At 66.7% G+C, this 12,583-nt stretch carries 14 protein-coding genes; 4 read left to right on the top strand and 10 right to left on the bottom strand.

Annotated features, from left to right (window positions below; translation table 11 throughout):
- Positions 1-2: 2 nt before the first annotated feature.
- The 7 genes from lepB to rpoZ form a co-directional block, all read right to left on the bottom strand.
- Positions 3-839 (bottom strand): signal peptidase I, encoded by an 837-nt coding sequence (gene lepB / locus ACUJ46_RS01860; RefSeq protein ID WP_445388751.1) that lies wholly within the window; start codon positions 837-839, stop codon positions 3-5.
- Positions 836-1,237, bottom strand: coding sequence for a holo-ACP synthase (gene acpS / locus ACUJ46_RS01855; protein WP_445389510.1), 402 nt, complete (start codon positions 1,235-1,237; stop codon positions 836-838). The genes lepB and acpS overlap by 4 nt, the downstream gene beginning before the upstream one ends.
- A 2-nt stretch (positions 1,238-1,239) precedes the next feature.
- On the bottom strand, positions 1,240-1,986 hold the full coding sequence (locus ACUJ46_RS01850) for a pyridoxine 5'-phosphate synthase (RefSeq protein WP_445388750.1): 747 nt from the start codon (positions 1,984-1,986) through the stop codon (positions 1,240-1,242).
- A complete protein-coding gene (gene pyrE, locus ACUJ46_RS01845; RefSeq protein ID WP_445389509.1) occupies positions 1,983-2,564 on the bottom strand; it encodes an orotate phosphoribosyltransferase in 582 nt (193 codons plus the stop codon). The genes ACUJ46_RS01850 and pyrE overlap by 4 nt, the downstream gene beginning before the upstream one ends.
- Before the next feature lie 104 nt (positions 2,565-2,668).
- Positions 2,669-3,553, bottom strand: coding sequence for a DUF481 domain-containing protein (locus tag ACUJ46_RS01840; RefSeq protein ID WP_445388749.1), 885 nt, complete (start codon positions 3,551-3,553; stop codon positions 2,669-2,671).
- 125 nt (positions 3,554-3,678) lie between these two features.
- A complete protein-coding gene (locus ACUJ46_RS01835; protein WP_445388748.1) occupies positions 3,679-5,787 on the bottom strand; it encodes a RelA/SpoT family protein in 2,109 nt (702 codons plus the stop codon).
- Between the two features lie 223 nt (positions 5,788-6,010).
- Entirely contained in the window at positions 6,011-6,349 is a 339-nt protein-coding gene (rpoZ, locus tag ACUJ46_RS01830; RefSeq protein WP_445388747.1) for a DNA-directed RNA polymerase subunit omega, read from the bottom strand.
- Between the two features lie 263 nt (positions 6,350-6,612).
- Between rpoZ and rpsD the strand changes: the two genes are divergently transcribed.
- On the top strand, positions 6,613-7,224 hold the full coding sequence (gene rpsD, locus ACUJ46_RS01825) for a 30S ribosomal protein S4 (protein ID WP_445388746.1): 612 nt from the start codon (positions 6,613-6,615) through the stop codon (positions 7,222-7,224).
- Positions 7,225-7,340: 116 nt separating this feature from the next.
- Here rpsD and ACUJ46_RS01820 read toward each other — a convergent pair whose 3' ends face one another.
- The 3 genes from ACUJ46_RS01820 to ACUJ46_RS01810 form a co-directional block, all read right to left on the bottom strand.
- A complete protein-coding gene (locus tag ACUJ46_RS01820; protein ID WP_445388745.1) occupies positions 7,341-7,781 on the bottom strand; it encodes a hypothetical protein in 441 nt (146 codons plus the stop codon).
- A 172-nt stretch (positions 7,782-7,953) separates the two neighbouring features.
- Complete coding sequence (locus tag ACUJ46_RS01815; RefSeq protein ID WP_445388744.1) at positions 7,954-8,784, bottom strand: DsbA family protein; 831 nt, start codon at positions 8,782-8,784, stop codon at positions 7,954-7,956.
- A complete protein-coding gene (locus tag ACUJ46_RS01810; RefSeq protein WP_445388743.1) occupies positions 8,781-10,166 on the bottom strand; it encodes a M48 family metalloprotease in 1,386 nt (461 codons plus the stop codon). Before ACUJ46_RS01810 ends, ACUJ46_RS01815 begins: the two co-directional genes overlap by 4 nt.
- A gap of 79 nt (positions 10,167-10,245) precedes the next feature.
- On the opposite strand from ACUJ46_RS01810, the gene tpiA reads away from it, so the two are divergent.
- Genes tpiA through trpD form a run of 3 tightly spaced genes read left to right on the top strand, consistent with a single transcriptional unit; the run spans position 10,246 to position 12,574 of the window.
- On the top strand, positions 10,246-10,986 hold the full coding sequence (gene tpiA, locus ACUJ46_RS01805; protein WP_445389508.1) for a triose-phosphate isomerase: 741 nt from the start codon (positions 10,246-10,248) through the stop codon (positions 10,984-10,986).
- A complete protein-coding gene (locus tag ACUJ46_RS01800) occupies positions 10,983-11,588 on the top strand; it encodes an anthranilate synthase component II (protein ID WP_445388742.1) in 606 nt (201 codons plus the stop codon). Before tpiA ends, ACUJ46_RS01800 begins: the two co-directional genes overlap by 4 nt.
- On the top strand, positions 11,585-12,574 hold the full coding sequence (gene trpD / locus ACUJ46_RS01795) for an anthranilate phosphoribosyltransferase (RefSeq protein WP_445388741.1): 990 nt from the start codon (positions 11,585-11,587) through the stop codon (positions 12,572-12,574). Before ACUJ46_RS01800 ends, trpD begins: the two co-directional genes overlap by 4 nt.
- The last annotated feature ends 9 nt before the right edge of the window (positions 12,575-12,583 follow it).

Genomic DNA, 12,583 nt, shown 5'->3' with positions numbered 1-12,583 from the left:
CCTCAGATGCGCAGGCTCTGGAAAGCGCGTTCGCCCCTGAGCGCGCCCCACCAGCTGAGCGGGTTCAGGCTTTGCGAGCCGTCTAGGCTGAAGGTCGTGAATTCGGCGCGGCCGACGATATTTTCCCACGGCACCAGCCCCAGCCCGCCCAGTTCGGGCGGAACGCGGCTGTCCATGGAATTGTCGCGATTGTCCCCCAGCAGGAAGAGATGCCCTTGCGGCACCGTGATGGGGCCGAAATTGTCGCGCTCGGTGTCCGCCATGTCGAGCGTCTGATAGGAAACCCCGCCCGGCAGCGTCTCCTCGAATGTGGGGAAGCGGCAGACGGCGCGGCCGGCCTCGTTGGTGGCGCGATATTGCGGCATGTAGGGGCAATCGGTGTTGGGGGTGACGGGCAGCACCGTATCGGGCCGGGCCTCGCGCTTAAGGGGCATGCCGTTCAGCCAGATCGCGCCATCGCGCAGTTCCACAGTATCGCCCGGCAGGCCGATCACGCGCTTGATCCAGTCGGCCCCGTCGGACGGGCTTTTCACCACGACGATCTCGCCGCGCTCGGGCATGCTGCCGAAGATGCGCCCCTCCATGTGCGGCAGGATCGGCAGCGAGGGCGACAGATAGCTGAAGCCATAGGGATATTTGGTGACGATCAGCCTGTCCCCCACCAGCAGGTTCGCCATCATCGATTCCGAGGGAATGTAGAAGGGCTTGGCGAGAAAGCTGTGGATGCCGAGCACGATGAGGATCAGCCAGATCCACTGCCGGATCTCCCGGCTCCAGTTGAAGGGCTCCTTGCCGGGCTGGCTTCCGGGGATCGGTTTCTGGTTCGCGGATGCGTTCATGCGGGGCTCGCGGTTATGAGCACGATGGCCTGTGCCCAGGGGTGATCATCTGTCAGCGTGAGGTGGATGCTGGCCCTATGCCCCGGCGGCGTGATGGCGGCAAGGCGAAGCGCCGCCCCGCCCGTCAGCGCCAGCGTCGGCTGGCCGGTGGGCAGGTTCACCACACCCATGTCACGGAAGAAGACACCCTGCCGGAAACCGGTGCCCAGCGCCTTGGCGCAGGCCTCCTTGGCGGCGAAACGCTTGGCGTAGGTTCCCGTGCGGGTCAGTTGCCGGCGGTTGGCCTTGGCCTGCTCCGTCTCGGTGAAGATCCGGTCGATGAAGCGCTGGCCGAAGCGGGCGATCGAGGCCTCGATGCGCTCGATGTTGCACAGGTCGTTGCCGAAGCCGATCACCAGCATCAGCTGGCGGCGCCCAGCCGCGCCGCCGACATGCGCGCGCGCATTTCATGGATGGCGGCATCGAGACCGCGAAACACCGCTTCCCCGATGAGGAAATGACCGATGTTGAGTTCGGCCAGTTCGGCAATGGCGGCAACGGGGCCGACATTGGCATAGGTGAGGCCATGGCCCGCATGCACCTCCAGCCCGCAGGCCGTGGCATGGCGTGCGGCGTCCAGCAGCCGTTGCAGTTCGGCGCGGCTGTCGCCGGCTTCGCCTGCATGGGCATAGGGGCCGGTGTGCAGCTCGACGACAGGCGCACCCAGCGCCGCTGCCGCTTCGATCTGCCGCACTTCGGGCGCAATGAACAGGGAAACGCGGATTCCGGCATCGGCAAGCCGCGACACGATCGGTTTCAGCCCGGCCAGCGTGCCGGCCGCGTCAAGGCCGCCCTCGGTCGTGCGCTCGGCACGGCGCTCAGGCACGATGCAGGCGGCATGCGGTTTTGTTGCAAGGGCGATGCCGAGCATCTCGGCGGTCGCTGCCATCTCCAGGTTCAGCGGCAGGCTGATCTCGGCGACAAGGCGCAGGATATCGGCGTCGGTCATGTGGCGGCGATCTTCGCGCAGATGCGCGGTGATGCCATCGGCGCCGGCGGCAGCGGCCGCATGGGCGGCACGAAGCGGGCAGGGATGATCGCCGCCACGCGCGTTGCGGATGGTGGCGACATGGTCGATGTTGACCCCCAGCCGCAACAGACCCGTCATGCGGCGCGGCTTCCCGGCTTCACCGCCGGAATGGCGGCAAGTTCCGGCGGCAGCGCATCGGGCTGATAGCTCGGGACCGAAAGGCGGATCAGCGGCGTGAAGGGCACGCCAAGGTCTGCCTGCCCGTTCGAGCGGTCGACAAGGGCGGCGGCATGGATCACGCGACCGCCCGCCGCCTCGACGGCGCGGATCGCTTCGCGGCTGGACAGGCCGGTGGTGACCACATCCTCCATCAGGATCACGGGCGTGCCTGGCTCAAGCCGGAAGCCGCGCCTCAGCTCGAACGTGCCCGTCGGCCGCTCGACGAACATGGATTGCAGCCCGAGGGCGCGCGCCAGTTCATGGCCGCAGATCAGGCCGCCCATGGCCGGTGCGATCACGGCCTTCGCCTCGGCCTTCACTGGCTCCGGTATCTTGCCGGCCAGTGCGCGGGCCAGACGCCCGGCGCGGGCCGGGTCCATCAGCACGCGCGCGCATTGCAGATAGCGGGGCGACCGCAGGCCGGAGGACAGGATGAAATGCCCTTCCAGAAGGGCGTCCGCCGCGCGGAATTCGGCCAGGATCTCGTCGTCAGTCATGCTGTTCTCGCTCATGCCTGCGCACCTAGCGGTTGCACGCCGCCAGTTCCAGAGGCGGGGGCGCCATGCGGCACCGTGAACCCCCATGCCTTCCGGCGGGATGCTCAGAAATCATAGACGAAGGTCACCCGCGTCACGGTGTCGAGCTTTTCGAGACCGGGCGGCGGGCTGTCTTCCCAGGCAAGGTTGAAGGCAAGCCGGGCCGAAAGCGCGCCCATCAGCTTCGATGTAAGCGCCGCTGTGTTGCCGATGGTCGTAGTGCCATCGACAAAGACGGAGGTATCGTTGCTGAAGGCGGTGGTGTCGGAAAGCTGCCAGAGGAAGCGGGAGGCGCCGCGAACGGCAAAGATGTTTTCATCCCTGTCCACAAAGACGGTCTGGCGCAGCGCCGGGCCGGCTTCCAGATCCCATTTCACCGTGTCGGACCGGATCGCATTCCAGCCGAAGCCCGCCGACTCCGAGAAACGCCGGCGGATTCCCGCCTCGCGGTTGCGCTCATATTCCAGCCTGCCCCAGAGGTAGGTCCGGTCGGACATCTTCCAGTCCATCTGGTAGCCGGCGAGATAGCGTTCCTGGTCGGTCGAGCCGCTGCTGCGCTGGAAATCGGCGATGGCGTCGAACCGGTGCCGCCAGTTCACCCCGTCCCGCCGCAGCGAAAGGCCGGCGGTGAAGGTGCGCGTATCGCTGTTGCCCGTGGCAAGGGAGGCGCCAAGCTGGCCCGAGCCGGACCAGTTGTCGAAGACGCCGGCCGAAAGCAGTTCCGCCTCGCGTGCGGCCGCCCGCTCCTCGGCGATGGCGGAGACGATGGTGTCGATCTCGGCAGAAGAGTCCGGGTTGGTTTCCTTGGCCACGCCGACAACGGCATCGATGCGCGCCTTGTCACCCGATCGCGCCGCCGTTTCCACCATCGCGCGAACGGCGGGTGGCAGGCTGCCGGCGGCTGCCGGCGCTGCGGCAAGCAGGGCGAGGCAGATGATGGAATGACGCATGATGAAAACGCTCCGGGATCCGAACAACAAATATCTCTGGGCCATCAATGCCACATATGGGCTTGCCGAAAAAGCGGCAGGCCCGCGCTTTACCCCTGCAGGCGACTTCAGCCCCGCGGACGCCATCAACCCTGCAGACGATCGACGGAGACGACGAGCGCCGGCGCCCGCAGGCCGCGTTCAAGCTCCATCAGATGCTTCAGGTCGTCAACTTCCACATCCATCACATAGATATGATGGGCGCGGTCACGCTCGCGCAGTTGCAGGTTCACGATATTCGCCCCCTGCTGCGCGAGGATCGCGGTCACCTGCGCCAGCGCGCCCGGCTCGTTCATCAGCACGATCTCGATCCGGCCAGTGCCCGAACGGACATCGGGCGACCATTTCAGGTCCACCCAGTCGCCATTTTCGGCAGCGGCCAGGCTCTTGCAATCGATGGTGTGCACCATAAGCCCCTGCCCCGGCACACGAAGGCCGACGATCCGGTCACCCGGCACGGGCATGCAGCAGGGCGCCATTTCCATGACACCGGCATGGGCCTCGCCATCCACCACTATGGCGCTGTCTGGCGTGCTGGGGGCCTGTTTGCGCCGGGCCTTGCGCGGCGCGGACGAGCCGGGGACCAGGGCATCGAGCAGCTGCGCGTCGGTGACGCTCTGGTCGGCCATGGCCACGAACAGGGCGGGCTGGTCCGGCAGTTTCAGACGCTTCAGCGCCTCCGAAAGCGCTTCGGCGCCGATGTCCACCTTCAGCCGCCGGATCGTGTCATGGAACAGCGCCTCACCCGTCTTCAGCTGGGCGGCGCGCAGGCGCTGGCGCTGGTGGCGGCGGACAGCGGAACGGGCCTTGGCCGTCACGACGAACTGGTCCCAGGCGGAATCGGGCGTCTGGGCGGATGAGCGCAATATCTCCACCTGGTCGCCATTCTGCAGCCGGGTGCGAAGCGGCACGACCTTTCCGTTCACGCGCGCGCCGACACAGGTGTCGCCAAGCGTGGTGTGGACCGCATAGGCAAAATCCACCGGGGTCGCGCCACGCGGCAGCTGGATCAGCTCGCCCTTGGGGGTGAAACAGAAGAGATGCTCCTGGAACATCGCGATCCGGGTGTGCTCCAGCACTTCTTCCGGGGACTGGGCATGCTCCAGTATCTCGATCAGGTCAGTCAGCCAGGGATAGTTGACCGATCCGGCGCCCGTCTTCTGCTTGTAGGCCCAGTGGGCCGCCATGCCGAATTCCGCCTGGGCGTGCATGTCGGCATCGCGGATCTGCACCTCGATCCGGATGCGCGCCCGGTCGAGCAGCGTGGTGTGCAGCGAGCGGTAGCCGTTCCGCTTGGGGTTCGAGATATGGTCCTTGAAGCGGCCAGGAACGGCCGGCCAGCGGCGGTGCAGCGCGCCCAGCGCTCTGTAGCAATCCTCCGGGTTGCGGGTGATGACGCGGAAGGCCATCACATCGGACAACTGCTCGAAGCTGACGTGCTTGTCCTGCATCTTGCGCCAGATGGACCATGGGCGTTTTTCACGGCCACGCACATCATCAACCACAATTCCGGCCGTCTCCAGCGTGTGGCGGATTCCGCTCTCGATCCGCTTCACCATGTCGCCGCCATCGGCGCGCAGCGCCTCCAGCCTCTTGGTGACGGACTGGTAGGCCTCCGGCTCAAGCTCCGCGAAGGACAGCTCCTTCAGCTCGTCCATGAAGCCATACATGCCGATCCGCTCGGCAAGCGGGGCATAGATGTCCATCGTCTCGCGGGCGATGCGGCGGCGCTTTTCCGGGTTCTTCAGGAACCTGAGCGTGCGCATGTTGTGCAGCCTGTCGGCCAGCTTCACCAGCAGCACGCGGATATCGTCGGACATGGCAAGCAGGAAGCGCCGCAGGTTTTCCGCCGCGCGCTCGCTTTCCGTCTGCGCCTCGATGCGGCTGAGCTTGGTGACGCCATCCACGAGACGGGCCACATTCTCCCCGAACAGACGCAATATGTCCTCGCGGGTCGCGACCGTATCCTCGATGGTGTCGTGCAATATGCCCGTCACGATCGTCTCGTCATCGAGGTGCAGGTCGGTCAGGATGCCCGCCACCTCGATCGGATGCGAAAAATAGGGATCGCCCGATGCGCGCAGCTGCGACCCGTGCGCCTTCATGGAAAAGACATAAGCACGGTTCAGAAGATCCTCGTCCGCATCCGGATCATAGGCCTTCACACGTTCGACAAGTTCATACTGGCGCAGCATCGCCTGCAACTATGTGGGTGCTGGCGACAAAGGAAAGCGAAAACTGTGCGTGCCGGCGCATGGCCGCCATGCGGATGCCGCCGCAGGAAGCGCTGTGGGCGCAAGTGCTGCGGGCGGAATGGTGCGGGCATGAAAAAGGGCGTGGCAGACTGGCTGCCGCGCCCTTGATCGAGGGAAAGGCCCGCGAGAACGAGCCTCGCAGTCGGGCCTTATTCGTCAGGCCTTATTCGTCAGGGCCGAGATTCTGGTTGCGCGGCGGGGCCGCAGCGGTCTGGCGCAGGGCCTCTGCGGAAGCCGCCAGCGAGCCGATTTCGTCGGCCACATCGTCCTCGTCGATATGCACCTTCTGCATGTCGGAGACGATCCTGTCTTCGAGCGCGGCGGGGGAAATGGTCTCTTCCGCAATCTCGCGCAGGGCGACGACGGGGTTCTTGTCCCGGTCGCGGTCGATCGTCAGGTCCGCGCCGCCGGAAATCTGGCGGGCGCGCTGCCCGGCGAGCAGAACGAGGTCGAAACGGTTCGGCACCTTTTCGATGCAGTCTTCAACAGTGACGCGAGCCATCGGAGCCTCTTGGCGACAGATTATGGGAAAGAAACGCAAGTAGCCGCGCCATGCCTTCAGGTCAAGGCCGCAGTCCCGCGCATACTTGACGATCCGCACGGCCGGCGCTAGGGGCGCGCTTCGCATTCGGCCCCGCATGCCCGGTGAAGCGGCGGCCCGACTCTCCATTCAAGGGGATTCGCGCGGTTCCGGGCAACGGCTGCCCCGCATGGGGCCAGCCACGCCCCATGGCAATCCCGCCGGGGCCAGCGAAGGATGAACATATGTCGAAGCGCACGAGCGCCAAGTACAAACTTGATCGCCGCATGGGCGAGAATGTCTGGGGCCGCCCGAAGTCCCCGGTCAACCGCCGCGAATATGGCCCAGGCCAGCATGGCCAGCGCCGCAAGAGCAAGATGTCGGACTTCGGCCTCCAGCTCCGCGCCAAGCAGAAGCTCAAGGGCTATTACGGCGACGTCACCGAAAAGCAGTTCCGCAAGGTCTATGCCGAAGCCGTCCGCATGAAGGGCGACACCTCGCAGAACCTGATCGGCCTGCTCGAGCGCCGCCTGGGCATCATCGTCTATCGTGCCAAGTGGGCGCCCACCGTGTTCGCCGCCCGCCAGCTGGTCAACCATGGCCATGTGCTGGTGAACGGCCGCAAGTGCAACATTGCCTCGGCGCTCCTGAAGCCGGGCGACGTGATCGAACTCGGCCCCAAGGCGCGTGAAATGGTGCTTGTGCTCGAAGCCGCCCAGTCCTCCGAGCGTGACGTTCCGGAATATGTCACGGTCGACGGTCTCAAGGCCAGCTACGTCCGCGTGCCGACGCTGGACGAAGTGCCCTATCCGGTGAAGATGGAACCGAACCTGGTGGTCGAATTCTACAGCCGCTGAGGCTGAACCGGCCACAGGCTTACGGATTATGGATCAGGGCGGGGTTTTCCCCGCCCTTTTTCATTGGCTCCTGTGCATCGACCGTTAGCCTGCGAAAATCGGCGCAAACTCCCGGATCAGGGCCCGACAAGCGACAGGGGCGCAAGGCAGCCAAGGCGCAAGAGTCGCCGCGCCTTCGCCGCTGCCTCGCTGTCCCGCTCAGTGGATAGAGCGCCATCACCTGCGATGCCCGGGCAGGAAGCGGTGGCGAGCCGGTCGATTCCGGCGCGGCACAGAAGCAGCGAAATCCCGAGGGCCGCACGTTCCGGCAGAGGGCGCGCCCGATCCGGAATCAGAAGCATCGCCTGCGCGCCATCCACGTCCGTCTGCGCGCGCACCAGCGCCTCTCTGCTGACGGCATCCCCCGCATCAACGGCCGCGCGAATGGCATCAGCCGCCACATACAGCCTTTCATCGACAAGGCCTGCAGGTGGAAACGCCACGGCAGGCGGGCCGGCCCCATCCAGCGCAGCACAGCCACCCAGCAACAGGGCGGTGGCGATAACAGCAAATCGCATCGGCTATCTCCCACAAGAAAAGATAACCAATATGGTTTTATTTGCCTGTAGGACAGATTGCCGTCCAGCCGGCTGTATTCGCCGTCAGGCCATAATATGCGGCCTTCGCCGCAGGACTCTGATTTGCGGCCTTCGCCGCAGGACTCTGATTTGCGGCCTTCGCCGCAGGGCTCTAATTTGCGGCCTTCGCCGCCTTGCGGGCATCGGCGATGGCGGCCTTCAGCCCCTCATAGCCGACCGCGCCCGAAAGGATCTGGCTGCCGATCACATAGCTGGGCGTTCCCGTCAGCCCCAGCGCGCGGCCAAGGCCGAGATTCTTTTCGATCTCGTCCTTCAGTTCACGCGACTCCAGGTCGCGCGCGACACGGCTTTCATCCAGCCCGGCAGACCGGATGGTGCGGATCAGCCGCTCCTGCCCAAGCGCCCCCTGCCCCCGGAACACGTCGCGGTAAAAGCGCAAGTAGCGGTTCTGGCGCGCGGCCGAAAGGCTCGCCATGGCATAGCGTTCGCTCTCAGGCCCCAGCACCGGCATGTCGCGGAAGACAACCTTCAGCCCAGGGTCTTCCTCGAGCAGCCGTTCGACATCTGCGGCCGAGCGGCGGCAATAGGGGCAGTTGAAATCGAAGAACTCCACCAGCACCACATCGCCATCCTCCGCGCCCGCCCAGGCGCCGGCAAAGGGGGTTTCAATGGCTTCGCGGTTGCTGGCCAGAAGCTTCTCCACCTCCTTCTGCTGCAGGCGGTTGATGGCTTCCGGTATGATTTCCGGATTTTCCAATATGGTTTCACGGACGATGGCTTCGATCTGCGCGCGCCCCGGCTCGGCCTGGCGGCGCCCTTCGCCCATGAAGTTGATGACGGCCAGCATGGAAAGGCCGCCGACGAAAAGCCCGCCGGCCCACCAGCCCCAATGCGCGGGGCGAATGGACCCCAGGTGCCGCGCCAGGCCCGCGGGCTTCGCCGGCCCGGTTCCAGCTGCCGGCTGTTCGTCCTTGTCCGTCATCGTCTGCGCCTGTCCTTCTGGTCCTCGGCCTGGTTGCGCGCGTGCTGAAGCAGATCCTCGGCATTGCGCCATTCCGGCGTATCGCGCGGAAGACCGGCCGCCGCCTGCGCCGCCGCATTCACGATGGCGCGCGGGTCGCCCCCGGTAAGCATGAGCCGCTCAGCGGTTGCAAGGGCCGTGCGCGGCCTGTCGCCGCGCCGCTCGTAAACCGTGCCGAGCTGCAGCCAGGCGAAGGGGTTCTGGCGGTCACGCTGGAGGGCGGCGCGAAGGACCGATTCGGCCTCGGCCCAGATTTCCGGCCGGCCATCGCGCTCGGCCTGCTGCACCAGCGCATGGCCCAGCATCGAGGCGATGAGCGGCTCGCCATTCGCCATCTCGACGGATTTGCGAAGCGGCGGCAGCGCCTCTTCCACCCGGCCCGATTCCAGCAGCACCTGCCCCTTCATTTCAAGCACATAGGGGTCACGCGGGGCAACCGCCAGAAGCGCGTCCAGCTCGGCCAGCGCCTTGTCCGATTCCGCGCGCTTGTGAAAGGCATAGGCCCGCGCCATGCGCGCAGGCGCGCTCTGGTCTGTCAGCGGATAGGCCCGCAGCGTGTCATCCGGCTCCGAGACATAGCCGATCAGCTTGGCGCGGATGCGCTGGTAGCGCGCCTGCAGCGCCGGGTCCGCGCCCTTTTGCCAGTGGGGGGAGCGTTCGAGCACGTCCTGCAGCTGGGCGATCCGGTCGCCCGAAAGCGGGTGGGTGCGGTTATAGGCATTGTCCTGACGGATCGCGAGGCGATATTCATCGCCCTGCAGCTTGCGGAAGAAGCTGATCATGCCCTGGCCGTCCACCCCGGCCTTTTCCAGATACTGGGCGCCCGCCTGGTCGGTGCGACTTTCCTGCTCGCGGCTGAACGCCAGGAACTTGCCCATCGCGGCCTGCTGCCCGGCCATCATCGCCGCCATGCCGGCATCGCCGGCGCCGGCCGCGATCAGCGCGGCCCCCACCACCAGCGACATCAGCGTGATGTTGGTGGCCGGCCGCGCGCCTTCGTTGAACCGCACGGCATGGCCGCCGGCCACATGGCCCAGTTCATGCGCCAGAACGCCCTGCACCTGCAGCACATCCTCGGCGGCGACGATCAGCCCGGAATGGAAATAGACCTGCTGGCCAAGGGTGGCGAAGGCGTTGATGCTGGAATCGCCCACTAGGCCTATGCCGACCGCCCGCGGATCAAGGCCCGCCGCCTCCATCAGCGGCGTGCCGATATCGCGGAAGAAGGCCTCTGTTTCGGCATCGCGCAGCAGGGATTGCGCGCTGGCGGCAGGCGCAAGGATCTGGGCCACCAGAAGCAGCAGCATCGCCAGTGCGGCGGAAAAGAGGCGGGCGCCAGTCATCGCGGATCGTTCCGTGGGTTGCCGTTCAATGCCCGCCATGTCTAGAGGGTCAGCTTTCCATCGCCTGAACAAGCGAGAGATCGAACCGATGAAACTGATCGCCGGCAACTGGAAGATGAATGGCCTGAAGGCCTCCGTCGCCGAACTCGAGACTCTGGTGGCGGCCAGCGTGCCCGCGGGTGTCGAGCTTCTGCTCTGCCCGCCGGCAACACTGGTGGCGGGCTTTGCCGCAAAGGCCACCGGCTCGGCCGTGCGGATCGGCGCACAGGATTGCCACCGCCTGCCCTCTGGCGCCCACACCGGCGACATTTCCGCCGAGATGCTGGCCGATGCCGGGGCGACCCACATCATCGTCGGCCATTCCGAACGGCGGGCCGACCATGGCGAAACCGACGAGATCGTGCGCCACAAAGCCGAAGCCGCACGCCGCGCCGGCTGTGTCGCAATCCTGTGCGTTGGCGAAACGCTGGCGGAGCGCGAAGCCGGCCGCACGCTGGCGGTGATCGCCGCGCAGCTCGAGGGCTCCGTCCCGCCGGGCGCGAAAGCCGAAACCCTGATCATCGCCTATGAGCCTGTCTGGGCCATCGGCACCGGCCTCACGCCGACGGCCGCACAGGTCGCCGAAGTGCACGCCGCCATCGCCGGCCAGATCGGCAAGGGCATCCGCATTCTTTACGGCGGCTCGGTAAAGCCGGGCAACGCCGCCGAACTCATGGCCATCCCGCATGTCGACGGGGCGCTGGTGGGCGGCGCGAGCCTGAAGGCCGCCGATTTCCTCGCCATTGCCGAAGCGGCTGCGGGAGCCGGGGCGGGGGCATGATCCTCGTCATCGACAATTACGACAGCTTCACCTTCAACCTCGTCCATTTCCTGATGGAACTGGGCGTGGCCGTGGAGGTGCGGCGCAATGACGCGCTGTCGGTCGACGCGGCGATGGCGCTCAGGCCCGAGGCGATTCTCCTCTCGCCCGGCCCCTGCTCGCCAACCGAAGCCGGCATCTGCCTCAATCTCATCAAGGCCGCCGCCGATGCGCGCCTGCCGCTCTTTGGCGTCTGCCTTGGCCATCAGGCGCTGGGCCAGGCCTTTGGCGGCAAGGTGGTGCGCGCGCCGGTGCAGATGCACGGCAAGACCTCGCCCATCCACCATCAGGGCCGCTCGGTCTTCGCCGGGCTTCCCAGCCCCTTCACCGCCACCCGCTACCACAGCCTGATCGTCGAGCGCGAAAGCCTGCCCGAAGCGCTGGAGATCACCGCCGAAACCGCCGATGGCATCATCATGGGCCTTCAGCACCGCACGCTGCCGCTGCATGGCGTGCAATTCCACCCGGAATCGATCGCGACCGAGCATGGCCACCGGCTGCTGGCCAATTTCCTCGACATCGCCGGCATCGCCCACCGCGATCCCGAGGGGCTGCACCCGTGACCGCCCTGCCCGATCCCTCCCGCCCGCTCGACCCCGGCGCCATCGCCGACGCGATCGAAGCGATGCTGGAAGGCACGGTTCCGGATGACCGGATCGCGGCCTTTCTCCTGGCGCTGGCGGAACGCGGGGAAACGCCCGGCGAAATCGCCGCGGCCGCCGGCGTGCTCAGGCGGCACATGCTGCCGGTTTCCGCCCCCGAGGGCGCGATCGACGTGTGCGGCACGGGCGGAGACGGCGCCCACAGCCTCAATATCTCGACAGCGGTCGGTTTCGTGGTGGCGGCCGCGGGCGTTCCGGTCGCCAAGCATGGCAACCGGGCGGCCTCCTCCCGCTCGGGCGCGGCCGATGTGCTGGAAGCGCTGGGCTGGAAGGCGGGGCTTGCGCCCGACCGGCTGGAACGCTGCCTCGACGATGTCGGCATCGTCTTCCTGCATGCCCAGCAGCATCACCCCGCCATGGCCCGTGTCGCCCCCGTGCGCCGCAGCCTTGGCCGGCGCACCATCTTCAACCTGCTCGGCCCGCTCGCCAATCCGGCGGGCGTGAAGCGCCAGATGCTGGGCGTGTTCGCGCCGCACTGGCTGGCCCCCATGGCCGAAGCCGGGGTCCGACTGGGCGCGGACGCGATGCTCACCGTCCATGGCGGCGGCCTCGATGAAATCGCGGTCCATGCGCCAAGCCGGCTGGTGTGGCAGCAGGGCGAACAGCGTACGGACGAGACATTCGAGCCGGACCGCCTCGGCCTCGGCCCCCATGCGGCTGAAGCGCTGGCCGGGGGCACGCCGGAAGAAAATGCCGAGGCCCTGCGGGCACTGTTCGAAGGCCGGGGCCGCCCGGCCTATCACGCCATCGTCGTCGCCAATGCCGCCGCCGCCCTGCGGCTTGCCGGCCGTGCGAAGGGTTGGCCGGAAGCCATCGCCATCGCGACGAAGGCCCTTTCCAGCGGTGCGGCGGCCGACCGCCTCGCCCGTTTTCTCAGCTTTCGCTAGGATCATTCC

Source organism: Sandaracinobacteroides sp. A072 (assembly GCF_052616365.1).
The sequence above is the reverse complement of the archived record's forward strand: the minus strand, read 5'-3'. Positions and strand labels throughout refer to the sequence as shown.